At 36.5% G+C, this 24266-nt stretch carries 26 protein-coding genes; 6 read left to right on the top strand and 20 right to left on the bottom strand.

All coding sequences use genetic code 11. The annotated features are described in order from the left end of the window. Both ACODS7_RS13560 and ACODS7_RS13555 read right to left on the bottom strand, forming a co-directional pair. Window positions 1-266 (bottom strand): helix-turn-helix domain-containing protein (locus ACODS7_RS13560; RefSeq protein ID WP_488826870.1); only part of this gene is annotated, 266 nt, incomplete at its 3' end. Window positions 267-370: 104 nt separating this feature from the next. Continuing rightward, complete coding sequence (locus ACODS7_RS13555; RefSeq protein ID WP_243168991.1) at window positions 371-1069, bottom strand: hypothetical protein; 699 nt, start codon at window positions 1067-1069, stop codon at window positions 371-373. A 242-nt stretch (window positions 1070-1311) separates the two neighbouring features. Between ACODS7_RS13555 and ACODS7_RS13550 the strand changes: the two genes are divergently transcribed. Next, a complete protein-coding gene (locus ACODS7_RS13550) occupies window positions 1312-1491 on the top strand; it encodes a hypothetical protein (RefSeq protein ID WP_000342760.1) in 180 nt (59 codons plus the stop codon). Between the two features lie 44 nt (window positions 1492-1535). On the opposite strand, the gene ACODS7_RS13545 is transcribed toward ACODS7_RS13550, so the two are convergent. The 3 genes from ACODS7_RS13545 to ACODS7_RS13535 form a co-directional block, all read right to left on the bottom strand. Next, the gene (locus tag ACODS7_RS13545; protein WP_016080084.1) at window positions 1536-1889 is read right to left on the bottom strand and encodes a DUF3139 domain-containing protein; all 354 of its coding nucleotides are present in this window, start codon (window positions 1887-1889) and stop codon (window positions 1536-1538) included. Between the two features lie 98 nt (window positions 1890-1987). Next, the gene (argH, locus tag ACODS7_RS13540; RefSeq protein ID WP_050844579.1) at window positions 1988-3376 is read right to left on the bottom strand and encodes an argininosuccinate lyase; all 1389 of its coding nucleotides are present in this window, start codon (window positions 3374-3376) and stop codon (window positions 1988-1990) included. Further along, on the bottom strand, window positions 3373-4578 hold the full coding sequence (locus ACODS7_RS13535) for an argininosuccinate synthase (protein WP_000412315.1): 1206 nt from the start codon (window positions 4576-4578) through the stop codon (window positions 3373-3375). Before ACODS7_RS13535 ends, argH begins: the two co-directional genes overlap by 4 nt. Before the next feature lie 166 nt (window positions 4579-4744). On the opposite strand from ACODS7_RS13535, the gene ACODS7_RS13530 reads away from it, so the two are divergent. Beyond that, a complete protein-coding gene (locus tag ACODS7_RS13530; RefSeq protein WP_243168989.1) occupies window positions 4745-5062 on the top strand; it encodes a radical SAM protein in 318 nt (105 codons plus the stop codon). Between the two features lie 28 nt (window positions 5063-5090). Here the strand turns inward: ACODS7_RS13530 and ACODS7_RS13525 are convergent, their stop codons facing one another. Then, on the bottom strand, window positions 5091-5285 hold the full coding sequence (locus tag ACODS7_RS13525) for a hypothetical protein (RefSeq protein ID WP_000910273.1): 195 nt from the start codon (window positions 5283-5285) through the stop codon (window positions 5091-5093). 853 nt (window positions 5286-6138) lie between these two features. Here ACODS7_RS13525 and ACODS7_RS13520 point away from each other — a divergent pair. Then, window positions 6139-6801, top strand: coding sequence for a YitT family protein (locus tag ACODS7_RS13520; protein ID WP_001244515.1), 663 nt, complete (start codon window positions 6139-6141; stop codon window positions 6799-6801). Between the two features lie 32 nt (window positions 6802-6833). On the opposite strand, the gene ACODS7_RS13515 is transcribed toward ACODS7_RS13520, so the two are convergent. Then, window positions 6834-7667, bottom strand: coding sequence for an EcsC family protein (locus ACODS7_RS13515; protein ID WP_001256853.1), 834 nt, complete (start codon window positions 7665-7667; stop codon window positions 6834-6836). Between the two features lie 137 nt (window positions 7668-7804). Between ACODS7_RS13515 and ACODS7_RS13510 the strand changes: the two genes are divergently transcribed. Both ACODS7_RS13510 and ACODS7_RS13505 read left to right on the top strand, forming a co-directional pair. Further along, complete coding sequence (locus ACODS7_RS13510; RefSeq protein ID WP_029443408.1) at window positions 7805-8440, top strand: DUF1796 family putative cysteine peptidase; 636 nt, start codon at window positions 7805-7807, stop codon at window positions 8438-8440. 70 nt (window positions 8441-8510) lie between these two features. Continuing rightward, window positions 8511-8945, top strand: coding sequence for an NUDIX hydrolase (locus tag ACODS7_RS13505; RefSeq protein ID WP_029443409.1), 435 nt, complete (start codon window positions 8511-8513; stop codon window positions 8943-8945). Between the two features lie 23 nt (window positions 8946-8968). Here ACODS7_RS13505 and ackA read toward each other — a convergent pair whose 3' ends face one another. The 5 genes from ackA to ACODS7_RS13480 all read right to left on the bottom strand — a co-directional run bounded on the left by ackA (window position 8969) and on the right by ACODS7_RS13480 (window position 13329). Continuing rightward, complete coding sequence (ackA, locus tag ACODS7_RS13500) at window positions 8969-10162, bottom strand: acetate kinase (protein ID WP_243168990.1); 1194 nt, start codon at window positions 10160-10162, stop codon at window positions 8969-8971. A 299-nt stretch (window positions 10163-10461) separates the two neighbouring features. After that, window positions 10462-11448: a class I SAM-dependent methyltransferase gene (locus ACODS7_RS13495; protein WP_000084365.1), complete on the bottom strand. Its 987-nt coding sequence runs from the start codon at window positions 11446-11448 to the stop codon at window positions 10462-10464. A 199-nt stretch (window positions 11449-11647) separates the two neighbouring features. Further along, a complete protein-coding gene (gene tpx, locus ACODS7_RS13490) occupies window positions 11648-12148 on the bottom strand; it encodes a thiol peroxidase (protein WP_000024527.1) in 501 nt (166 codons plus the stop codon). Between the two features lie 134 nt (window positions 12149-12282). Continuing rightward, on the bottom strand, window positions 12283-12678 hold the full coding sequence (ytfJ, locus tag ACODS7_RS13485; protein ID WP_000350007.1) for a GerW family sporulation protein: 396 nt from the start codon (window positions 12676-12678) through the stop codon (window positions 12283-12285). Window positions 12679-12690: 12 nt separating this feature from the next. Next, a complete protein-coding gene (locus ACODS7_RS13480) occupies window positions 12691-13329 on the bottom strand; it encodes a DUF2953 domain-containing protein (RefSeq protein ID WP_029443410.1) in 639 nt (212 codons plus the stop codon). A 205-nt stretch (window positions 13330-13534) separates the two neighbouring features. Here ACODS7_RS13480 and ACODS7_RS13475 point away from each other — a divergent pair, with 205 nt between their 5' ends. Continuing rightward, window positions 13535-14338, top strand: coding sequence for an NAD kinase (locus ACODS7_RS13475; RefSeq protein ID WP_098138643.1), 804 nt, complete (start codon window positions 13535-13537; stop codon window positions 14336-14338). Window positions 14339-14490: 152 nt separating this feature from the next. On the opposite strand, the gene ACODS7_RS13470 is transcribed toward ACODS7_RS13475, so the two are convergent. From ACODS7_RS13470 to ACODS7_RS13435, 8 genes are all read right to left on the bottom strand, one after another. Then, the gene (locus ACODS7_RS13470; protein ID WP_098138641.1) at window positions 14491-16059 is read right to left on the bottom strand and encodes an amidohydrolase; all 1569 of its coding nucleotides are present in this window, start codon (window positions 16057-16059) and stop codon (window positions 14491-14493) included. Window positions 16060-16128: 69 nt separating this feature from the next. Further along, a complete protein-coding gene (locus ACODS7_RS13465) occupies window positions 16129-16560 on the bottom strand; it encodes a VOC family protein (protein WP_016080070.1) in 432 nt (143 codons plus the stop codon). A gap of 102 nt (window positions 16561-16662) precedes the next feature. Beyond that, a complete protein-coding gene (gene mbcS / locus ACODS7_RS13460) occupies window positions 16663-18249 on the bottom strand; it encodes an acyl-CoA synthetase MbcS (RefSeq protein WP_000817726.1) in 1587 nt (528 codons plus the stop codon). Between the two features lie 175 nt (window positions 18250-18424). Further along, window positions 18425-18619, bottom strand: coding sequence for an alpha/beta-type small acid-soluble spore protein (locus ACODS7_RS13455; RefSeq protein WP_000168890.1), 195 nt, complete (start codon window positions 18617-18619; stop codon window positions 18425-18427). A gap of 80 nt (window positions 18620-18699) precedes the next feature. Continuing rightward, a complete protein-coding gene (thiI, locus tag ACODS7_RS13450; RefSeq protein WP_016080068.1) occupies window positions 18700-19914 on the bottom strand; it encodes a tRNA uracil 4-sulfurtransferase ThiI in 1215 nt (404 codons plus the stop codon). A 6-nt stretch (window positions 19915-19920) separates the two neighbouring features. After that, on the bottom strand, window positions 19921-21063 hold the full coding sequence (locus ACODS7_RS13445) for a cysteine desulfurase family protein (RefSeq protein WP_043935397.1): 1143 nt from the start codon (window positions 21061-21063) through the stop codon (window positions 19921-19923). Between the two features lie 378 nt (window positions 21064-21441). Then, window positions 21442-23154: a septation ring formation regulator EzrA gene (ezrA, locus tag ACODS7_RS13440; RefSeq protein WP_016080067.1), complete on the bottom strand. Its 1713-nt coding sequence runs from the start codon at window positions 23152-23154 to the stop codon at window positions 21442-21444. A gap of 210 nt (window positions 23155-23364) precedes the next feature. Then, complete coding sequence (locus ACODS7_RS13435) at window positions 23365-24204, bottom strand: LysR family transcriptional regulator (protein WP_048563689.1); 840 nt, start codon at window positions 24202-24204, stop codon at window positions 23365-23367. Between the last annotated feature and the right edge of the window lie 62 nt (window positions 24205-24266).

Here is a 24266-nt window from a genome sequence, read left to right as displayed (position 1 = left end):
AATTTTGTTTTTAACTGTTTATTTTCTAACCGTAGCTGTTCCAATTCATTTAACTCTTTTGGCCCTTTTCCATAAGAATATTGCTTTCCTACAGGTTGTTGAAAACGGTACGTTTGACCGGTACGATACCACTTCATCCATGTCTTAATTTGGGAAACATTTTTAATTCCAAACTTCTCCATAATGGTCCGATTGGAATATCCATCCTTTTTCATTTCAATCACTTTCCACTTTATTTCTTCTGGGTAATGAACTCTTGTCTTCAAACCAAAAACACCTCCATTGAATTTGCATACTTAGTATGCGAATTCAGGAGGTGTTTTTTTCATGTACCACTATTCGGGTTCACTTCACATAGGCTTGGTGTTTTTCATTTTATCAACTTCACTATAAACACAAGACATGCTACGACAACAACGGTAATTGCCAATACATAAGGCGGCAGAAACTTCAAAGACCATAATGCCATCATGATTGTCGCAACTGTTAAATACGTTTGCTTTGCGTCTTCTGTCATTTTTTCACGAAGTAAGAAGACGTACAAATAGCCAATTGGCGGCGTAATGAAGCAAAGAACATATATGATTTTTGATTTTAAATACCATTTTTGTTCTCCAAGTTTCTTTATATCCCCTTCTATTCTCTTATGCTCTTGTTCTCTCGCTTCTTCTAAAAGTGGATTTTCCTCTTCTCCTCGCTTTTCTTTCATATAAGGAAGAAAGTGCATAAAAAAATAGTATGCGAATACGAACGCTCCAAATCCAATATTTAATCTTTCTAATGGAATATGCTCACTAAAAAAAGCAGCAGTAAGCACTAAAGACAAACAGTACGTCATCATCCAAAATGAACGTTTTCTCTTTTTCCGTTCCATTTCTTTTTTACCTTGTATATCTTTTCTTTTCGAAAGCCATATAGAAATAAAGCAATCTACTACAAATAGAGCAAAAATAAATATCGCAACGTGTACTGTTTCTAAATCCTCAAATGAAAAGATATTTGGGAATGCAACATGCAATACAATTAGCGTGTACAAAATTAGCCCTATAAAATAAAGTGAAACTTTAATCAGTGGGGTCTTGTTCCTCCCCCACTGATTATTAGTTGAACCAATCGGGCTTTTACGGGCAGTTGATCCCCACCTAACTTCTTTCCTTTCGCTGAATTTTGAGGTCGGGGTCTTACTGCCCGTTAATGCGGGATAAATACGTCTCATTTTTCATCCCTTTCTTATTTCCTAACATTAGGTTAACATACATTTTTTAGAAATAGACGGACAAAATATATATGTGTAAAAAAGGAGGATGCTATATGGATGATTCTGAACGCATTATTTTAGACGTGAACGGAAAAGAAATTGAAATGCTAGATACAATCCGCACTCATTTTAAAGAGAAACATGGCGTTGAACTAAGTAATGGTGCATTGCTTCGTGATTTGATGGATATTGAGTATATTCGAATTACAGAAGATCGACATAAGTATGATTAAAAGAAAAACGACTGCAGGCGAATGCCATCAGTCGTTTTCTTTCTTTATTTAAGCTCTTGATGTTTCCCGCCCATACCACCAGGTTCATTGCTATCTTGGTGTACAGTTAGTTTATTTGTTTTCGTATCTTTTAAAACTCTATATGTATATGATTCATTTGGTTCATCTTTAAACTGTACATTCATACCATATGAATCCATTTTGCTATAAAAGGCCGGTTTTATATATAAAATATCACTTTCTTTATATCCTTTATCTTGCAAATGCCACATCGTTGCGATAATCGCTTCCTCTCGCTTTTCTTTTTCACCAACATACATATATTTGTCCAAAAGAAACACTTTAGCATTTGCAATTAAGCTAATTAACAGTACAATGATAAACACTATTTTTTTCATAGACTTCCCCTAAATTGTTATTTTTTACTATATTGTAACTTAAATGCTAGTAAAAAATAAAGTACGCCAGACTTTACTAGACTGGCGTACTTCCCAACTCAATTCTTAATAACTTCTTTCGTTAACCCCTTCGCCTTCTCCAAAGCGTTTTTGATTTGTTCAAACCCTGTCCCACCAGCACTGTTACGACGCTTTACAGCCGCATATGGTGAAAGAACTTCATACAAATCTTCTTCAAATAAAGAGCTCATTTCTTGATATGTTTCAAGCGGGACATCTAATAAATAAATTCCTTTTTGTGTGCAATGTAGCACTAACTTCCCAACAATTTCATGAGCTTGACGGAATGGTAGTCCTTTGTTTGCTAAGTAGTCGGCAATTTCTGTTGCGTTGGAGAAATCTTGCGTCACAGCTTGCCCCATTTTTTCTTTGTTTACAGTCATCGTTTCAAGCATGCCCGCCATAATATGAAGGCATCCTTCTACTGTTTTGACTGTATCAAACATTCCTTCTTTATCTTCTTGTAAGTCTTTATTGTAAGCGAGTGGTAATCCTTTCATTACTGTAAGTAAACTGAATAAATTACCGTATACTCTGCCAGTTTTCCCACGGATTAGTTCCGCCATATCCGGATTTTTCTTTTGCGGCATAATGCTGCTTCCTGTCGCGTATTGATCGCTCATTTCAATAAATTGAAACTCTTGGCTACTCCATAAAATAAGTTCTTCACAAAAGCGTGATAAGTGCATCATAAGCATAGATGAATTACTTAAAAACTCTAGTATGAAATCACGATCACTTACTGCATCTAAACTATTTTCATAAATTCCATTAAATCCAAGAAGTTCCGCACTATATTCTCGGTCGATCGGGAATGTCGTCCCAGCTAGCGCTCCTGCTCCTAATGGGGAGATATTAATACGCTTTAATGAATCTTCATAACGATTCACATCACGCTCTAACATCCAAAAGTAAGCAAGAATATGATGAGCAAATGAAATCGGCTGAGCACGTTGCAAATGCGTATAGCCAGGCATAATGGTTTCAATATTATTTTCTGCTTGATGAACAAGAACAGTTTGCAATTGTTTTGTAGCTTTTATAATATGTTCTACCTTTTCTTTTAAATACAAATGCATATCTGTCGCCACTTGATCGTTACGACTTCGGCCTGTATGAAGTTTCCCTCCTACTTCACCAATTTTTTCAATTAACATCTTTTCAATATTTAAATGAATATCTTCAGCTTCAACCGAAAAATGTAATTTATTTTGTTTCGCTTCTTCTAATAAATATTGAAGACCTATCTTTATTTTCTCTGCTTCTTCTTTCGTCACGATGCCTTGCTTTGCTAGCATCGTTACGTGTGCAATACTCCCGTTTATATCTTGATTTACTAATTGTTGATCGAAGGAGATGGATGCTCCAAACTCTTCAACCCATGCTTCGGCTTCTTCTGTAAAACGTCCGCCCCAAAGTTTGCTCACGCTTCCACCTTCTTTTGATTCACTTGGCTGTATACTTTCGTCGGTAAACCGAATAATGAAATGAATCCAACTGCTGCATCATGATTAAATTCATCTTGAGCAGTATATGTTGCTAATTTTTCATCGTATAAAGAGTATTCAGATTTACGTCCTTCTACAATCGCATGACCTTTAAATAATTTCACACGCACTGTACCTGTTACATTCTTTTGCGTTTCTTGTAAAAATGCATGAAGTGCTTGTTTTAAAGGCGAGAACCATAAACCATTATAAATAAGTTCTGTTATTTTCTGTTCAATCACTGGTTTAAAATGTGCTACTTCTTTTACGTGTGTTAAATCTTCCAACTCTTTATGCGCAGTGATTAACGTCATTGCTGCTGGGCATTCGTATACTTCACGAGATTTAATACCGACAAGACGATTTTCTACGTGATCAATACGTCCAACGCCGTGTTTTCCAGCAAGCGCATTTAACGTTTTAATTAATTCTGCAAGTGAATATGCAGTGCCATTTAAAGTAGTCGGTACTCCTGCTTCAAATCCGATTTCTACAAACTCTGGTTTATTCGGTGTATCTTCTAATGCCAATGTCATCTCATATGCATCTTCTGGCGGCGCTGCCCATGGATCTTCTAAAATTCCACATTCGTTGCTGCGTCCCCATAAGTTTTGATCGATTGAAAACGGGCTATCTAAATTAATCGGAATTGGTACATCGTTTTCTTTTGCATATGCAATTTCTTCTTCACGTGACCATTTCCATTCACGTACAGGCGCAATCACTTCTAAGTAAGGATTTAATGCTTGGATAGAAACTTCAAAACGAACTTGGTCATTTCCTTTCCCTGTACATCCGTGTGCAACTGCAGTTGCGCCTTCTTGTTCTGCGATTTCCACTAATTTCTTCGCAATAAGCGGACGAGATAATGCAGAGACAAGAGGGTATTTCCCTTCGTATAATGTGTGTGCTTGCATCGCCATCAATGCATATTCGTTTGCAAATTCTTCTTGAACATCAATCATATATGATTTAATTGCACCTACTGAAAGTGCCTTTTCTTTTACAAATGCTAAGTCTTTACCTTCCCCTAAGTCTAAACAAAGCGCGATAATATCATAATTCTTCTCTTGTAACCATTTAATTGCAACGGAAGTATCAAGACCTCCGGAATATGCTAATACAACTTTTTTCTTCTCCATTTTGCATCCCCCTAAAGAATAAATATTCATTTTATCTTATAATAATTCACACTTTACCACCTTTCACAAAATGTATCAAGAGTCATTTTCAAATTTTTTCAAACAATTTCGTCGAACTTCTTTCTGTTTTTCTGTACAATATAAGCAGGAAAACGGGGGTGAACTTATGGAAAAGTATTTCTTATACGATGAACATCTAGGAATTGAAATTCCACATTTACAAGAAGACTGGGAAGAAATCCCCGAAAGAATGCAACATGCTATTTTACTAAAATGGGAACAAGTTCGCGGGAAAATTCCTGATCGTATAAAAGAACTTGAGCACTATATTAATACAAAACAACATTATTTAAATAATGAAGAAGACTTCGAAGTTTCTTGTAAACTAAATTCAGAAATTGCCGATCTTGCTTCTATCATTAATGACCTTTGGCTTTGGTATCGACTCACTCAAAATGTATCTGAGGGGAAAGCACACCAATGAAAAAAGCATGCCCCTCAATTACTTTGGGTCATGCTTTTTTGTCGTAACAAGATTTACAATATATCTCTTGTGCTGTTTTCGCCAAACATACATCAAATGGACCAACTAATATACTTCTTTCTTTCGGCAACTTTACAAAAGCAACAAGCTCTTCTTCATATTGAATTTTTTTCTGACATGAAATGCATATTAATTCTTTTCTTTTGAACATGTCTTTTAGCATCTCTTCACTCTCCCCTTCATCTATCTATATTAATATACTCTCATAATAGTTAAGGATTGTAAAAAAATGACACATTCCGAATCGAATGCTTCATATACTATGTACAAAAGGAGGTCTCAAACCTATGCGCGCTTTCGTTATTATCGCTTTAACTTTTTTAAGTATGATTAGTTGGGATGCGTTTTTTAAAGATAAAAATGATGAAAAGAATACAACTGAATAAAACCCTTTTTTCTTACTTATTGGACAAACCTTTACAAACTGTCCAATCCTCCAAAATAACTTAGGCTTTTCTACAAAAATATTTAAACATAACATTTTTTGTAGATTCCCTCCGTTTATTGTCGGTTTCCATCCGCATACATTTTTTAAAAGTATGATATAATAGTATAAATCTTGAAGGAAGGGATTTTGATATCATGATCGCTCGAAGGAGCATGTGGCATCGTATTGACGAATCATACACGTAGCGTATTTTTCAGCTCAGATACTTTAGTCTAGCGAAAAAAATACGAGAGTGGGGAAATTATGATTGCCCGAAGGATAATTTGGCAAAAAAAAGACTCTTCTTACACATAGCGTTTTGTTTAGGACTTAATTGTTACTAACTAAACAAAACAAAGAAGAGCAGGATTGCTAAATGACGAATCCTACTCCACGTTTTGTTTAGTCGTTTTAAGACTTAAACTAAAACGAAGGTAGGGAGAATTGATGGACGAGAGGATTATTCGTTATTTCTTCAGCGACATATAGCGTAGTTAGTTTTTTCGTAAACTAACTGAAAGCTACATGTGAGCTCGTAGTTAGTTTACAACACAAAAAGGACTACTAACTACGGAAAGAAGGAATAACGATGAGGAACATCCAAAGTCGGCAAATTATTAAAGAAATTTTTATGGTTTTAATCGGTTCATTTATTTTAGCAGCAGCGCTATATCACATTCACTTCCAAAACCACTTAACAGAAGGTGGCTTTGTAGGAATTGCACTATTCATTCAAAACTTTTATGATATTTCACCATCTATTTCAACTGTATTAATGGATATCCCAATTATTTTACTGTGTGCTTCATTTTTAGGTAGAAAAATGGTTGGCTACTCATTCTTAGGTTCAATTTCATTCGGAGTATTTTATTCCTTTATGGAAAATTATTCTCCATTTACGGTAGATTTATCAAATAACTTATTTATAGCTGCAGTAGTTGGCGGTGCGTTAGCTGGTATTGGACTCGGTTTTATATTGCGATTTGGCGGTGCAACCGGTGGAGACGATATTTTAACAATTGTATTAAGTAAACGAACTCGTTTTACAATTGGGCAAATTTTCTTCGTCTTTGACGCGATTGTTCTTGCGCTTTCATTATATTATTTAAATTGGACAGAAATTGCTTTTACTATTCTTTCGATTGCCGTACAGGCAAAAACATTGGATTTAATTTATTATCCAAAAACAGAAAAAACAGCAGAAAAGCAGCCAGTATCTGTTCCAATGTCCAAAAAACATGCAACAAATTAAAAAAGCGAAAGGCTTCGGCCTCTCGCTTTTTTTTATGCTCTTTTTTCTTTCTCGACTATATGGCGCACTTGATAAAATCTATTTGCAAATTCAGTAACATTTCTTGTTAAACGATAATTCACTGTAGATCCAATTGCCATTCCAATTACCGGAATACCTTGGAATAATTTACGACGAAGAGCATAAATCGAAAATGTCTTCAAAATTTGTTTTAACACAACTTCAGTAGAAGCTGTTTGTAACACTGCTTCGTCTCCTTCATAAAAGAACGAATCTTCTTGTTCCAGCTCTTGCAATAAATTGTACCATGCGTATTGCTGAAGTCTTCCTGGTAGTAATGACGCGTGAAACACCTTTAACGCAAGCATCATTTCATATGGCTTGTTCACATCATGCCCAAATGATGTTGCAATAAGTTGGACCGCCTTCACATTTAACGCGATCATAACCGGAAAATCCGCCGTTAATAATAATAAACCTCCAGCACCTGTCGCCCCGCCTTGCACAAATGAATATAGACGATGACGTGCTGTTTGCTGCTCTGCTATGTATGTTAACTGATCAATAGACAATGCTTTCAAATCTTCAAGCTGTTCAATCGATTCATCAAATAATCTCGATGTTCCTAAAATCCGATTACGTGCATCTAACTGTGCTTGTGAACTTTGAATAAATGCATGCAAATGAAAGAGCCATCCATCTGCTTTCGTAAAGAATTCTTTTCGCTTTTTCTCAGGTAATTTCGCAACTGTAGTATGTAACCATTTATCAAACACTTTTTGAAAATCGGTCGCTTCTTGCTCAACTAATTGCGCTTCCCATTCTTTTATATTGTCTAAAATGGCTTGTTCTCGCTTCGATCGCATCGTAACAACCACCTCGTTCGATTTTTTTCTATTGTAACATATTTCTGCTTATTCTTTACAAATATGCTTGTATATCTCTTTTCACATAACCTTTATGAGTGACATAAAATAATGGCAAAAAGGATGAGATGCTTCACATGAATCTATCCAATCTAAAACAAAATTATAACGCAGTATTCAGCTTAGGACAAAACTGTTGGCCTGCTTGGGCATTATATCAATTAGAATTATCACCATTTTTTGGCGTTATTGATTTTATGCTAAGTCCTTCATTAACGAAAGTAAATTTATTATTACAAAATCGATTTGACCGTTTTTTAAATTTCGAAAATCTATCCTTCATCTCATTTTGGGATGATGATGCCAAATTAAGATTAAGGGACAACCTTTATGAAATTGACTCCTGTCATGACTTTAAAACAGATGTAAACACACCAACTTCTTGGCCTTCTTATACAGAAATTAAGTTAAACTATGAACATCGAATTAATCGTTTTCTAACTACAATTGAAACGGCAGAATCCATATTGTTTATTCGAACTGGAGGAACATATGAAGAAGCATGTTCCCTAGAACAAATTTTATCTCAAATCGTTACACATACATTCTCTGTCCTATTACTAATTCCTGCCGATATACCAACTATCACCCAAGAAGATTGGGGATTACAACATACTTGCGTTATGAAATGTCCTATTATGGATGTATACCAATACAATGAAGCATTTTGGAAAGAGTTATTTGATGGAATTACAGTTAGACCGCACACTTAAATACACGATACTTTTATCACACCATACATTATAATCGTCCTTATACGAAACAAATAAGGAGTGATTCTATATGTATCCACGTGCAAAGGCTTTCGGTCTTGCTGTACATCAGGATCGCCTTCTCGTACAAGAATATCATACAGAAGGCGAAACATATTATCGTCCTCTTGGCGGTTCCATTGAACTTGGTGAAAAATCAGCACATACTGTTATTCTGGAGTTTAAAGAAGAGCTTCATACGGAGATAGAAATCATCAATTATTTAGGTTGTTTAGAAAATGTCTTTCATCTAGATGGGGGCATTGGTCATGAAATCATTCAACTATATTCTTTGCGTTTATTGGACACATCACTATATGAAATGAAAATATTAAATATACAAGATGAGCAAACAGTAGCGTATGCGAAATGGATTCCTATTACGGCATTCATTCAGAAAGAAAAAATACTATATCCAGATGGAGTTTTAAAATACATCCAAAAGAAAAAAGACGAAATCCTGTAGGATCTCGTCTTTCTTTTCATATATTAACCAATATCTCCAAGACGTAATACGTCACGAGCAATCATAACTTCTTCGTCAGTTGGAATTACGATAATTTTTACTGGAGAGTGTGGGAAGCTGGTGAATGCTTCTTCACCGAATACGTTATTACGTTTTACATCGAAGTATACGCCCATGTACTCAAGGCCTTCTAATACACGCTCACGAATAATCGCACTGTTCTCACCTACACCAGCTGTAAAGATGATTGCGTCTACACCCTTCATACGAGCTGTGTAAGAACCGATGTATTTGTGGATACGGCTTACGAATACATCAAGTGCTACTTTCGCACGGTGGTCGCCTTCTTCTTCTTTCGCAATGATGTCACGTAGGTCACTAGAGTAACCAGTAAGACCTAACATACCACTCTTCTTGTTTAATACGTTAACTACTTCTTCTACTGTTTGGCCTGTTTTTTCCATGATGTATGGAATTAACGCAGGGTCAAGGTTACCAGAACGTGTACCCATTGTTACACCAGCAAGTGGAGTGAAGCCCATAGAAGTATCGATAGATTTACCGCCTTCTACTGCTGCGATACTTGCACCGTTACCTAAGTGACAAGAAAGTAAGCTTAAGCTTTCAATTGGACGACCTAATAATTCAGCCGCACGCTCAGTTACATATTTATGAGAAGTTCCGTGGAAACCGTATTTACGGATGCCGAATTTTTCATAGTACTCATATGGTAAGCTGTATAGGAATGCAGATTCCGGCATTGTTTGGTGGAATGCTGTATCGAATACTGCTACTGCTGGTACGTTTGGTAATACTTCTTTGAATGCTTTAATACCAACAACGTTTGCTGGGTTATGAAGTGGTGCTAAATCGCTTAATTCTTCGATATCAGCTAATACTTCATCAGTAATTAAAACAGAGTCAGCAAATTTTTCGCCGCCGTGAACAACACGGTGACCGATACCGCCAATCTCATCTAGAGATTTAACGATTCCGTTTTCAGTTAATTTTTTAAGAAGCATATTAACTGCTACTGCGTGATCTGGAATGTTTGTAATTTCTTTTTGTTTTTCGCCATCTACAGTAATAGTGAAGATACTATCTTCTAAACCGATACGTTCTACTAAACCTTTTGTTAATACTGTTTCACTTGGCATTTCAAATAATTGGAATTTTAAGGAAGAGCTTCCTGCGTTAATCGCGATGATTTTTGACATCTAGTCTTTCGCCCCTTTTTCTCTTGGTAGTTGTGTGGATGTTTCCACAAACCGCTCGATTTTATCTAATCAAATTTACTAAATATGAAAACGTTTCATCATTAGCAAATTTTATACTCACGATTTTAATTTAAACATCGTCCGACATATATTTCAAGTGAAAAAATTGTAACACCAAGAAAAAATATATATTACAGATTTCAAAAAAATTCAGTTAAATCTAGTATATATTTAAAAATATGACATATTATATAAAACTGTACTACATAAATCACTAACTCTGTTACATATACCCAGCTTTATTTATGTGTTGCAAACCAAGTATTTAATTGATCCATAATATTCTCCATCGCCTTCATGTTAGAGAATTTAGGCAACTCCACTAATAACGCCTGTTTTGGCATTGTTACATTAGAGCCTTTCTTTTGGAGAACAAATATACTTTTTGCATTTTTCTCGTTTTTAAACATGGAAACAGGAAGCTGTAATAACCCTTGAATAAAGCATGTTTCTTTAATAAATGCATGTAATTTTGGTGCCTGGTCACTTTCAAAAATAAAGTTTGGTACTAAGAAGAATAAGTACCCGCCCTCTTTCGTATGTTTCACACTTTGTTCAATAAATAAGTGATGGGCATACGACATTCCTTCATCTGCTTTTAATTTATATTCACTTGCACCGATTTCGTTTGGATAGTAACCAATCGGTAAGTCTGAAACGACTGCATCAACTGGATCGATATAAAGTGGTGCTAGTCCATCTTGATGGAAGAATTCGATTGCATGCTTTTGTAAATTTGCATTTACTAAAGCAAGTTTAATTAGCACTTCATCCACTTCTACACCAAATCCACTCATTGTTAGTCCTTCTTTGGCGCTATTAAACACTGTAGTCATTAAATTTCCTGTTCCAATTGCAGGATCTAAAACTGTAATTTCGTTTTGACCTTGCATAAATTTATGGAATAAGTAACTCATGAACATCCCAACTGCATCAGGCGTCATTTCATGATTGGCTTGTACGCCTTCTTTCATTCCTTTTAAGATGGCTAACTGAAATGCTTTACGAATTTCTTCACCTTTATATGTTTCTTCATTAAACGTACTATATTCACGATTCAGCCTTTCAATTGCTGATTCGGATAATTCCTCTTGTAAAATCGCTCCCTCAAACAAGTTATCACCTGTTTCTACAAGCGCCTCTAAATATGTCACATCTAATTCTTTACGTAAAACTACCGCAGAAGAATCAAAAATAGAAAATAATGTTTCCACTGTCTGACTCACGTACATTCCTCCTTCTCTCTTTTACACATAACTTATATCATACCACAAAGTGATTTTTTCCAAAAAGAAAAAGCGACCTCCTGTAAAGAGCTCCCTCTCAAGTTATATATGATATAACGTTTTTTCTCATATATCGGCACCGTTACGCAGCGATATATGAGAAAAAACGACCTCTTTATAAGAGGTCATTTCCTTCACATTACTTTGCAGATTTAGCTGCTTCTAATGCTGCTTCATAGTTTGGATGGCTTGTACCTTCGCCTACGTATTCTACGTAAACTACTTTGTCATTGCTATCTACTACGAATACTGCACGAGCAAGTAAACGAAGTTCTTTCATTACTAAGCCGTAAGCTTCACCGAATGAAAGGTCACGGTGGTCAGAAAGTGTTACAACATTTTCTAAACCGTTTGCTGCACACCAGCGTTTTTGAGCGAATGGTAAATCAGCGCTAATTGTTAATACTTTCGCGTTTTCAATACCTGCTGCATCTTGGTTAAAACGACGTGTTTGTGCATCACACACACCTGTGTCGATTGAAGGTACAACACTAATTAATTTCACTTCGCCTTTGTATGTTTCTAAACTTACTGGAGATAAGTCGTTTGCTAATACTTGGAAGTTTGGCGCTTGATCGCCAACTTTAACTTCTGTTCCAACTAAAGTCATTGGATTACCTTTAAAAGTTACGTTTGCCACTTGAAAATCCTCCCTTATTTAAACAAAATATGTACAATGTAAATGATAGTTTGTCCCTATCGATAATGCAAATAAAATCGCTTTATTTACAAAAAAATAAAAGAAGCTAACCTATTGATTAGCTTCTTTATTCGTTAAATTTGAAATTCAGGATCATCTTCTTTTCGTTTATCCATCATTTCTTTCACTTTATCAACAGCTTGTGGCGCTAATTCAATTATTTTATCGATGACATGTGTTTGTTTATCTAAGTGCAATACTTTCACACCATCTCCATTTATAACAAGAAAGGCAACAGGATTAATAGAAACTCCTCCTCCACTTCCTCCGCCAAATGGATGACGGCCTGAATGTTCTACTCTACCAAATTCACTTCCACCAGCAGCAAATCCGAAACTTACTTTCGAAACTGTAAGAATTACACTTCCATCTGCCGCTTTAATTGGGTCACCAACAATTGTATTTACATCAGTCATTTGTTTTAAATGCTGCATTGCGGTTGTCATTAAACCTTGAATTGGATGGTCCATTCTATATCCCCCCTATGCTTGAACAGAGTTTTTTTCCATGCCAGATCTTTGCTGCCTCATAAATATGAGTAATTTCACCGCTGTTTTTACAGTACGGAATATACGAAAAGATGCTGTTAACTCACATCTCGATGCAAATCCCTTCCCTTGAAAAACAGGTGTAATTTCAAATTCTGGTACGTCAACAATATGCATATATTGTCCGACAACTCCAGCAGCCATTCCTTTTGTCCCCCATGCATATCCAGTGACAATTCCAGTACTAGCTGCGTCGCCTGCTCCAATTTGTGTATGCCATCTCCAACCATTGATTTTCACTCGTTTGAGAAAATCTTTAACGATAGTATGAACGTCTTGAAGCTTTTTTATCAGTTCACCTATGCTGTCAAGTTGCGCCATAATTTTATTATCTAGTCCGCCGTCCTTTTCAGCTTTTTCGATTTTTTGTCCCGTCTTTTTCTGCTGTTTTTCAATTCTTTCCAACACGTCAAATGTATATCGAATCATCCATATTTTCACTTGAAATAAACATTGCTTTTCCATTTCTGAATATAAAAATGTCACCTTAAGCGATATTTTCGACAATAGTATAAGCAAAATAAAAAGGAGAAGAATTATTATTCCAATTACGAGCCACTTCATACGTATCATCCTTTCACTCCGTACCCATTATCGACAAGTTTATTCATCATTAAACAGAGTTCCATAAGATTGAATATAAAAATTTTTCTAAAAATAAAAAGGTATTTTGACAATTTGTATCGAAATATATTATTTGAACATATCATCAGGGAACGGACTCTAATGATATGTAGCACGAAAAACAGAAAATTTAACTGCAGTGGAGGGATACATAATGGCAGATCGTCGCAATTTATTTTTCTTTTATGGTGATGACAAAGCAACGCTCGTTGAAAAAATGAAACCAATCTATCGTATTTTAGAAGAGAATGGATTTACCATATTAGATCATCCAAAAAATGCAAACGCTATCGTCAGTGTTGGAGATGATGCAACCTTCTTACAAGCCGTTCGTAAAACTGGTTTTAGGGAAGATTGCTTATACGCAGGGATTTCTACGAAAGATGAAACTTCGTTCTACTGCGATTTCCACATTGATCACGTTGATACAGCCCTTCAAGAAATTACAAAAAATGAAATTGAAGTGCGAAAATATCCAACAATTCAGGTAGATGTAGATCACAGTACATCTTTCCATTGTTTAAATGAGTTCTCATTACGTTCTAGCATTATTAAAACATTCGTTGTAGATGTTCACGTTGATGATTTATACTTCGAAACATTTAGAGGGGACGGTTTAGTTGTTTCTACCCCAACAGGAAGTACAGCTTACAATAAATCATTGCATGGTGCAGTTGTTGACCCACTTATTCCATGTTTCCAAGTAAGCGAACTAGCATCTTTAAACAACAACACTTACCGTACGCTCGGTTCACCGTTCATTTTAAATCATAAGCGTACATTAACTTTAAAACTAAGACCAGACGGTAACGATTATCCTGTTATCGGCATGGATAACGAAGCGCTTAGCATTAAACAAGTTGAAAAAGCTGTTGTACGCTTAAGCGATAAACAAATTAAAACAGTTAAATTAAAAAACAATTCTTTCTGGGAAAAAGTACAGAGAACGTTTTTATAGGATTAAAATAACCGCAGAATTATGGGATCCCATAATTCTGCGGTTATTTATTTACCACGATTGGCGCGGACAACAATCTCTTAATATCCAGCCGCTACCCTTGTCAGTTTTTGTCGGTAAGTCGATATATTTTAATAATCGCTGATATATTTTTACGCATCTTTTCTATAGACAACTTGGCCATCTATTACGGTCATTTCTGCTTGTACTTCTTTTATTTCTTCTGCCTCAATTTCAAAAATATTGCGGTCTAATATTGTAAAGTCTGCTTCATATCCTTTTGTAATTTGCCCTCGCTTCTCTTCTTTTCCGATTGCATAAGCACTTCCTGTTGTAAATAAAGAAACAGCCTCATATACCGTTAATCTTTCCTCAGGCATATAGCATACACCGTCAATAAAACTTCTACGTGTAACAGCGCTATATATGCCTAAAAACGGATTTACTTGTTCAATAGGAGCATCTGAGCCACCATTACAATGTAGTCCTGCTTCCAGTAATGTCTTCCAAGCATACGCATAACGAAGACGGTGTTCTCCCAGTTTTTCAATGACTGACGGAAAATCTGATGAAAGAAAGACTGGCTGTATATCAATAATGGCTTGCAAGTTTTTCATTCTTTCAATCAACTCTTCACGAGCAAGCTGACAATGAATAATGCGGTCACGTAACCCTTCTGCTGGTGGATATAATTCGAGTGCATCAATGACATATTCAAGCGATAAGTCACCGATAGTATGAATCGCAACTGGCATATGTAAGTCTCGTGCTTTCTTCACTAATTCTGCAAGTTCTTCACGTGAGAAAATTGCAACCCCATTCGTTTCCTTCGCATCTTCATACGGTTCACTTAATAATGCTGTTCTTCCGCCAAAAGAGCCGTCAGAAAAGATTTTCATTGCCCCAAATTCAATATAATGTTCATTTTCATATTCTTTTCGTTCATGTGCTACTTCATGATGAACGAGCAAATGGGCTTTAAATGGCATTTCTTTTATAACATGAGAAAACGCATTATGCGTTTTTCTAAAACCACCATAGTAATTTAAATCTTCCGTATGCCCGCCAATGAGGCCGTATTGCCAACAATCTTTAATCGCTGTTTGCAAAGCTCTTTGTAAATACGCTTCATCAATTTCAGGCTGAACATGTTTAATTAATTCTTGTCCTTGTTCATATAAAAGTCCTGTTAACTTATTTGAGGAATCCCTGCCGATTTTCCCGCCTTTTGGATTTTGCATCGCTTCTGTTATGTTCGCTTCTTGCAGTATGTATGAATTCACCCATGTAACGTGACGACAAACTCGCTTTAATAAAATGGGATGTTCCTTCGAAATTTCATCTAAATCACGCGCATGAACATTTTTCGTATCTGTAAAGTTATTTTCATTCCATCCTTCTCCAATAATCCAAGATCCCTTTGGAGCTTCTTCCACTCGCTTCTGGACAAGAGTAAGCACTTCTTTGTAAGATGTACAATTTGATAAATCTAGACGGAGTAACCTCTCTCCATGACCAATAAGATGCATATGACTATCAACGAGACCTGGGATCATTGTTTTGCCTTCTAAATCATACAATTTCCCCACCGAATATTGGGCTTCTAGCTCTTCTTTACTCCCAATATCAACGATTATGCCGTTTTCAACGTAAATCGCATCCGCTGTTTCAGTTTCTTCCTTCATCGTGTAAATAGTGCCGCCGTACCAAATTTCTCCCATATATTTCATCTCCTCTACTTTATTGTATAGAAAAAAGCACCATTTCAAAACATGGTGCTTTTCCAAAAATTAATTTTGTTCAGTAGGGTTCGTTGTAATTTGCCATTCAATATTAAATTTATCTTTTACTTGTCCGTATGCTGGGCTCCAGAATGTTTCTTGGAGTGGCATGATAACCTCTCCACCTTCTTGTAACTTATCGAATACTTCTTTTGCTTTTTCTGCATTACTAATTTGAATTGCGATTGTTACTTGAGATCCGATTGCATGCCCTTGACCTGGGAATGTATCAGAAATCATAAGATCCGTATTACCAACTTTTAAAGTAGCGTGTAAAACGCGCTCTTTCGCTTCAGCTGGAATCGGGTATTCTGGATTTTCAGGCATGTCACCAAAAGTTTGCATGACTTCTACTTTTGCATCTAAAGCCTCTTTATAAAACTGTACAGCTTCTTGCCCACTACCATCTAAAACTAAGTACGGATTAATACCTAAAATCATACGGACACCTCTTTTTTAAGTTTATAAAATCGAACTTGTGTTCGTTTTTATATTATCATTGTTTTGCATTTCATTCAACTATTTACTTCACTGTTTTCAAAATTATTTTGACGGAATCTCCATCTCTTGTTTTCTAAGTTCAATACGGCGAATTTTTCCAGAAATCGTTTTTGGTAGTTCATCTACAAATTCAATTTTGCGAGGGTATTTATATGGTGCAGTGAGTTCTTTGACGTGTTGTTGGAGTGTTGGAATTAATGTTTCTTCGTTCTTTTCTATATTCTCTCTTAATACGATAAATGCCTTCACGACACTTCCGCGAATTTCATCAGGACTTGCGACAACCGCACATTCTCTTACGTAAGGATGTTTTACAAGCGCATCCTCTACTTCAAACGGCCCGATTGTATAACCAGAGCTAATAATGATATCATCACCACGCCCTTCAAACCAGAAGTAGCCGTCTTCATCTTTCTTCGCTTTATCACCTGTAATATAATAGTCACCGCGGAATTGCATCGCTGTACGCTCATCGTCTTTATAATATTGTTTAAAGAGGGCCGGCGTTTCAATGTGAACTGCAATATCACCAACTTCGCCTACTTTAACTGGAATACCTTCCTCATTTACGATATCGACATGGTTACCTGGCGTTGGTTTCCCCATTGATCCTGGTCTAATATCCATCCCTTTCATTACACCAACAAGTAGTGTATTTTCCGTTTGCCCATAGCCGTCTCTTACTGTAATATCAAAGTGCTTTTGGAATGTTCCAATGACTTCTCTATTTAACGGCTCACCTGCGGATACAGCGCTATGTAACGCCTCTAAATTGTACTCGCTTAAATCTTCTACCTTTGCCATTAATCTATACTCAGTCGGTGTACAACAAAGCACATTCACCTTATTATCGTCTAATAAATTTAAATACGTTTTCGGTTCAAACTTACCGTTGTATACAAATCCTGTTGCCCCTGAACCGAGAGTTGCTAAAAACGGGCTCCAAATCCACTTTTGCCACCCTGGGCTAGCCGTTGCCCATACAACATCATTCTCTTCAATTCCGAGCCAATTTGGGGCGCTTGTACGTAAATGAGCGTATGCCCACGCGTGCGTATGAACGACACCTTTCGGGTTTCCTGTCGTCCCTGACGTGTAAGATAAAAAGACCATATCTTCTTTATCTGTTTTCGCCATTTCTAACATGTCACTTTCTGTTTCTAATGCTGTCTTTAAATTGATCCATCCGTCTACTGACTGCTCGCTCAGGACGAATTTTTGAAGAGATTCCATTGCTTCTATATCATCAAACTGTCCAATGTACGGCTCATAGCTTACTATCGCTTTTACTTCGCCATGTCCAATTCGATATTCGATATCTTTTTTACGCAACATTTCCGAACTTGGAATTACGACAAATCCCGCTTTAATCGCAGCGATATACGTCATGTACGCTTCAATTAAGCGCGGCATCATAATAAGGAGCTTGTCCCCTTTTTGTAAGCCACTTTTTATAAAAGCGTTTCCAATTTTATTTGCACCTTGCATTAATTCAAAATATGTAACTTCTCGTCTATTCCCTTTATCATCTTGCCAAATTAAAGCAAGCTTCTCTTTATCGTCTGTATATTTCTCTATTTCTGAAACTAAATTATAAGATGGTGGTGCCAACAATTCCTCTCTCTTCATAAACATCCTCCTTTTTCTTTATGCCTCCCTTATATAATAAAGAATTTTCAGTAAATTTTGAACCCTCTTCTTTTGACAATTTTTTTATGCTTTTGTCGAAATGAATTTATACTAATATGAACAACAAAAAGAAAGAGCGGGAAAACCCGCTCTTTCTAAGCCATCGTATATGGGATTATTTTTGGAAACCGCCTAATTGTTGCTCAGCTAGTGAAACTAGACGTTTTGTAATTTCGCCACCAACAGAACCGTTAGCGCGAGATGTTGCATCAGCTCCAAGTTGAACACCAAACTCTTGAGCGATTTCGTACTTCATTTGATCTAATGCTGCTTGAGCACCAGACACTGCTAATTTATTTGTGCTTGCCATATTGTATCACCTCCTTGTGAGTATAGAGTGTGATAAACAACATGACTTCATACATGTTTTAGATATGGTAATTTATGGTTTTAGAAAAGTTCTTCGAATTTTTCTTCTTCCGCCACTACTTCAACCGTTTGTAATACCATTGTTTCTTTGTTCGCTACAGCTTCTTCAATTAATGGTGTGAAATCGTATTTCGCTTCAAATCGATTTGCTTTTTCACGCTTCGGTTTCGTCGCTGGACTAGCTGGTGTGAATACTGTACAGCAATCTTCGTATGGACGAATTGAAATATCATACGTGCCGATTTCTTCAGCAATTTTAATAATTTCTAATTTATCCATCGTAATAAGCGGACGAATAACTGGGTAGTTTGTTACTTCGTTAATCGTATGCATGCTATCTAATGTTTGGCTTGCTACTTGTCCAAGACTTTCACCAGTTGTGATTGCAAGTGCGTTACGCTCCTCAGCAATCTGCTCTGTAATACGCATCATCATACGGCGCATAACCGTCATTGAATAGCTAGATGGGATTTCTTTATTAATCGTTTTTTGCACTTCTGTAAACGGAACAAGGTGAAGCGTTACACGTTTACAGTATTTCGTTAACTCTTGTGCTAAATCGATTACTTTTTGTTTTGCACGCTCACTTGTGAAAGGTGGGCTATGGAAGTGAACTGCTTCCACAGATACGCCGCGTTTCATCGTTAAGTACGCTGCTACTGGGCTATCAATACCACCAGAAAGAAGTACCATTACTTTTCCGCCAACGCCAACTGGTAAACCGCCAGCTCCCATATGCTCACCACACATAATATAGCTGTAACCACTGCGAATTTCTACACGTACATTCACATCTGGATTATGGACGTCTACTGTGATATCCTCTGTATTTTCTAAAATATGCCCACCAATTTCTGGAAGTAACTCCATCGTCTTCATTGGGAAGCGCTTATCAGAACGGTGCACTGTAATTTTAAATGTTTTCACATCATCTTTTACTTGTAAGAAAGCTGCTAATGCACCTTTTTTAATATCTTCTAATTCTGATGGTACTTTCATCGCTAAGTTAAACTTATGAATACCAAATACGTCTTTCAATCTTTCAGAGATTGCTTCATGATCTTCACCATTTAACTGGATGTACATACGGTCATGCGTTGCATCAATTTTAATATTTGGAAACTTTTTCAGTTTGAACTTCACGTTATCTTTTAATGTGCTTACAAATTTAGAACGGTTTTTACCTTTTGTCGTCATTTCTCCGTAACGCACTAAAATATATTCATATGTCATCATATTTCTTTACCTCATCACTTCATATAATTTTGGCATCGTCTCTTTTACAATACCTTCAAATTGTTTTACTTCTTCCATCGTGTTGTCTGGTGCCAAACTAATACGAATAGCGCTTGCAGCTGCTGCATGCGGCACTCCCATTGACACTAACACTCTGCTCACTTCATTTGCTTTTGAAGAACAGGCAGACTTCGTCGATACATATACACCGTGCTCTTCTAAAGCATGAACGACTACTTCTGGTTTTAAACCAACAAATGATACATTTAAAATGTGCGGCGCTGCATATACAAGCGATGTATTAATCGTCACGTCTTCCATCTCTTTAAAGAAGCTGACAAGCTCTGCTTGTAAACTTTGCAAATGAGCTACCTTTTCTTTCACTTGTTCCATTGTCATGCGAAGTGCTTTCACCATTGCTACAATGCCAGGTAAATTCTCTGTACCAGAGCGATACTTAAGCTCTTGTTGACCACCTGATAAAATCGGATCTAATCTTACGCCATCACGTATATAAAGAAGACCCGTTCCTTTTACACTGTGGAATTTATGTCCAGATATTGAGCAAAGATCAATATGAGAAGCATATAAATCAAGCGGTACTTTTCCTATCCCTTGTACATGATCTACATGGAATCTTATTTTCGGATGATTCGATAATAACGTTCCAATTTCAGCAACGGGCTGAATTGCTCCAGTTTCGTTGTTCACATGAATAATTGATACAAGAATCGTATCTTCACGAAGTGCTCGTTTTACATCCTCTACCGATACAACACCATGCTCGTTAACCGGTAAATATGTTACATCAAATCCGAGTTCTTCTAATTGCTTATATGCCTCAAACACAGACGCGTGTTCAATATTTGTTGTAATGATATGTTTGCCGCGCGAACGATTCCTCATTGCTATCCCTTTAATCGCAAGGTTGTTCCCTTCCGTTCCACCTGATGTGAAAATAATTTCAGAAGGTTTAACGTGAAGAAGCTGCGCTGCAATCGTTCTTGATTGTGTTAATAGACGCTCTGCCTCTCCTCCAAGCGAATGAATAGAAGAAGGATTACCAAAATATTTCCCAGCAACCGTCACGTACGATTGAAGAGCTTCTGGATATGGCTTCGTCGTCGCACTATTATCAAAATAGATCATCGTTCTTCCCCTTTCAGCGCTATCACATCATATAATCATATCATAAATACGTGTCATTACGCTAAGACTACGCAAAGGTTCCGTTTTATCCCGATTAGTGAAGAATAATAATTAGTGAGATCCCCCCACTGATTACAGTTTCACTTTACCCCGCATTAACGGGCAGTAAGACTCTCACCTCAAAGTTCAACTAGAGCAAAGAAGTTAGGTGGGAGATCAACTGCCCGTAAATGCCCGATTGGTTCAACTAGTAATCAGTAGGGATGAATCCCCCCACTGATTACAGTTTCACTTTATTTTGAAACGAATAACCTTACTGTATTCCGCTATTCATTATAGCAACATCGCCTGCAAAATTACACAAAAAAACAAACCCTTTTATGAAAGGGTTTGTTCATTGTCTACATATTCAGCTATTTTTTGAACAACACCAGGTTCAAGTTGCTCTAGTACAGAAGCGGCTTGTTCTAAAGCTGCATCGTATTGATATTCACGGAATAATTTCTCCGCATAATTTAAGCTTTCTGCAAGGCTTTCATCATGACTGCGGTAACGGTTACCGTATTGAATTAATTTTTCAACTAAATACGCTTGTCCAATTAACTCTTCTGTCATTTCAGCTACACCGTTCACAGTTGTGTATGCTTCTTCTAAACTGCTATTTACAGCGTTCATGTTTAACGGCTTCACTTCTAATTGTTCATATACAGCTTGCATTGCCATTTGCCCTCTTTTTAAATCTTCCATAATACTCTCTGGAAGACCTGGCAAATTCGACTTTTGCATAAAGCGTTTCGTTTCGAAAATAGTATTTCGCATTTCTTGTAACTTCTCACGCGCTTCAAATTCTTCTTTACGCATCGTTTGCAGCATTTCTTTATATTCTGCATGAAGTACTTTTAACGTTTCACATTGCTCATAAACCTCTTCTAGTTCCTCACGAATAATAGAGAAGGCAATATCTTGTTCAGCAACGCGTAATTGTAGCATTTCAAAACGTTTCGTTAAAATGTGCATTTGCTTTTCAATTACTTTTTGAGATTCAATATCCTTATCTTGCAATTGATAGCTTTGTTTCACAAGTTGTGTTTCTGTTTTCGTTTCAATCGTTTCGATACGTATTTCTTCTAAGTCTTCATAAACAGAAAGTGTTTTTTGCTCCACATAATGTCTCGCATGCACCTCTTGCTCAAGTTGATCATAGAAACCATCTAAACGAGTTTTTAAGTCTTCCACTTTTTCAGCCGCTTCTGTTATATGAAGCTCCTGTATATCCATTAAACATGTGTTTAGTTGTGTCGTCATATCGCGAACTTCTTTAGGGATTTCCAAATACTCTAATACATAACCTTGTCTTACCATATCATTATGTCCGTGTAATAAATCTTCCAGTTGAACTGGTAGCGTCGCTTGACACTCTACTAATAAATCTGGAATTTGGTGAATAATGATTTCTAAACTTGCTAAACCTTCTTCTAAACTAATAACAATTTCTCTCGCTTTTAAGTAGTCACCATTATCTGTTGCTTCTTCAAAGCTTTTAAATTTATTAGATTCAGCATCTAGCATCTCTTCGATTTTCTGCTCTGCTGCTCCATACATATGTCTATGAGCAAGAACACTCTTTTTCATACTACGATATGTATCACGTAACCCTTCAATTTCCGAGCTATTTTTCTCATGGCTTTCTAACAATTGCTGTAATTCATTTAAAACACCTGTAATACGATTATCAGCGTCATCTAAACCACTTATGGATTCGTTCATCGCATGCTTTGCTTTTCGGAAGGAGAATTGCGAGGCGAATTTTCGCGCTTGCGCTAAATCTTTGTCAGCTTTCGGAAGGGTTGTTGATACAATTTCATCCCATTCTTCACGCCATTTACCAAACAGTTCTTCTGTTTGACCCGTCATGTTTAAATCTTTTACCCGTTTTAGTTCATCTGCCACAGGTTTATCTTTTATCTCTTGTTTCCACTGCTCCAGTGCTTCAATATCTTTATATGAACGATTTCTTATCACAAGCTCTATCATGAGCAGCACTAGAATAGAGCTTACTACAATGATAACGATCGTCAGGATAGAATCCATGCAAAAAAGCCTCCTAGTTATATCTCTTTTTTTGTCCGTTCCGTTTATGAAATGGAAGGCATTATGTATAAAAAGGGAATTCCCCTATATTTAACAACTAACAATGTACTAATCATACCATGTAATGGCTTGTTTTTGACCTAGTTTTTTTTAAAATTTCATGTTTCTTTCAATGAGATTGTAATCTTTCTCAATATTCCGCCTACCTCACTACCTATCCTCAAATGATTGTAATAACAAACAATCTTTCGTATGAGATACGAAATAAATTTTCCGCATGAGTGGTGGTTCAACAGAAATTACATATACATTCCCCTGCCTTACAGACTGCTCTACTGCCCTTTCTGGAAGTAACGTGATACCAAGGCCAGCTTTTACCATTGTAAGCATCGGTTCTGCGTAAGATGTTTCCACAGCTATAGTTGGTTTTACACCTATCTCATGAAACATGTTCATAATCATTTTCCTTACATCGCATATTTCTGGATATACAATTAATTTTTCATTTTGCAGCTCTTCTATTTGAATGACTTTCTTCTCTTTATACGGATGATTATTTGAAACGACACAAACAATTTTCTCTTGTTGCACTTCTTTTATATACGTAGCACCTTCTACTACTGAATCGATGAACATCGCTTCAATCTCCCGCGCTTTAAATAAATCTCTTAATACTTCCGTATGTCCGATTTGCCACTCTACTTCGAACTCATCACCTAACACATCTTTACATTCTAATATGTAATGCTCCGCTAAACTCGGTAGTATACCAATTGAAAACTTTCGGTTCTCTTGATACCCCCTCATTTCTGTTTTTGCTTCATTTATTTGTTCCAAAATCGGTACCATTCTTTTTATAAATAACTCTCCTGCCTCCGTTAACTCCACTCCTTGCGCAGAACGCTTAAGTAAAGTAACCTCTAAATCCGCTTCTAACTTTTGAATTTGTTTACTAAGCGCTGGTTGAGATATATGTAAAATCTTACTTGCCTTTGATAAACTTCGCGTATGCTTCACTTCGATAAACGATCGTACTGCCTCCAAATCCATCGTACACACCTCTAACAAAAAGTTATAACCGTTATAAGAAATCGATATTTCCTCCTATAAAC

Source organism: Bacillus sp. FG16, assembly GCF_057809515.1.
The sequence above is the reverse complement of the archived record's forward strand: the minus strand, read 5'-3'. Positions and strand labels throughout refer to the sequence as shown.

What these genes read in the sequence shown, in the direction of transcription:
- ACODS7_RS13435 (WP_048563689.1), bottom strand. Translation starts at nt 24,204, where the DNA reads ATGGATTTGGAGGCAGTACGATCGTTTATCGAAGTGAAGCATACGCGA.
- ACODS7_RS13510 (WP_029443408.1), top strand. Translation starts at nt 7,805, where the DNA reads ATGAATCTATCCAATCTAAAACAAAATTATAACGCAGTATTCAGCTTA.
- ACODS7_RS13545 (WP_016080084.1), bottom strand. Translation starts at nt 1,889, where the DNA reads ATGAAAAAAATAGTGTTTATCATTGTACTGTTAATTAGCTTAATTGCA.
- ACODS7_RS13550 (WP_000342760.1), top strand. Translation starts at nt 1,312, where the DNA reads ATGGATGATTCTGAACGCATTATTTTAGACGTGAACGGAAAAGAAATT.
- ytfJ (WP_000350007.1), bottom strand. Translation starts at nt 12,678, where the DNA reads ATGGACCATCCAATTCAAGGTTTAATGACAACCGCAATGCAGCATTTA.
- ACODS7_RS13535 (WP_000412315.1), bottom strand. Translation starts at nt 4,578, where the DNA reads ATGGAGAAGAAAAAAGTTGTATTAGCATATTCCGGAGGTCTTGATACT.
- ACODS7_RS13470 (WP_098138641.1), bottom strand. Translation starts at nt 16,059, where the DNA reads ATGGGAGAAATTTGGTACGGCGGCACTATTTACACGATGAAGGAAGAA.
- ACODS7_RS13525 (WP_000910273.1), bottom strand. Translation starts at nt 5,285, where the DNA reads ATGCTAAAAGACATGTTCAAAAGAAAAGAATTAATATGCATTTCATGT.
- thiI (WP_016080068.1), bottom strand. Translation starts at nt 19,914, where the DNA reads ATGATGACATATGAATATATTTTAGTGCGTTACGGAGAAATGACGACA.
- ACODS7_RS13465 (WP_016080070.1), bottom strand. Translation starts at nt 16,560, where the DNA reads ATGATTTTAGGTATTAATCCGTACTTAGTTTTAGATGGTAGTGGGCAA.
- ACODS7_RS13520 (WP_001244515.1), top strand. Translation starts at nt 6,139, where the DNA reads ATGAGGAACATCCAAAGTCGGCAAATTATTAAAGAAATTTTTATGGTT.
- ACODS7_RS13515 (WP_001256853.1), bottom strand. Translation starts at nt 7,667, where the DNA reads ATGCGATCGAAGCGAGAACAAGCCATTTTAGACAATATAAAAGAATGG.
- ACODS7_RS13505 (WP_029443409.1), top strand. Translation starts at nt 8,511, where the DNA reads ATGTATCCACGTGCAAAGGCTTTCGGTCTTGCTGTACATCAGGATCGC.
- ackA (WP_243168990.1), bottom strand. Translation starts at nt 10,162, where the DNA reads ATGTCAAAAATCATCGCGATTAACGCAGGAAGCTCTTCCTTAAAATTC.
- ezrA (WP_016080067.1), bottom strand. Translation starts at nt 23,154, where the DNA reads ATGGATTCTATCCTGACGATCGTTATCATTGTAGTAAGCTCTATTCTA.
- ACODS7_RS13480 (WP_029443410.1), bottom strand. Translation starts at nt 13,329, where the DNA reads ATGATACGTATGAAGTGGCTCGTAATTGGAATAATAATTCTTCTCCTT.
- ACODS7_RS13455 (WP_000168890.1), bottom strand. Translation starts at nt 18,619, where the DNA reads ATGGCAAGCACAAATAAATTAGCAGTGTCTGGTGCTCAAGCAGCATTA.
- ACODS7_RS13530 (WP_243168989.1), top strand. Translation starts at nt 4,745, where the DNA reads ATGGAAAAGTATTTCTTATACGATGAACATCTAGGAATTGAAATTCCA.
- ACODS7_RS13475 (WP_098138643.1), top strand. Translation starts at nt 13,535, where the DNA reads ATGGCAGATCGTCGCAATTTATTTTTCTTTTATGGTGATGACAAAGCA.
- mbcS (WP_000817726.1), bottom strand. Translation starts at nt 18,249, where the DNA reads ATGAAGAGAGAGGAATTGTTGGCACCACCATCTTATAATTTAGTTTCA.
- ACODS7_RS13445 (WP_043935397.1), bottom strand. Translation starts at nt 21,063, where the DNA reads ATGATCTATTTTGATAATAGTGCGACGACGAAGCCATATCCAGAAGCT.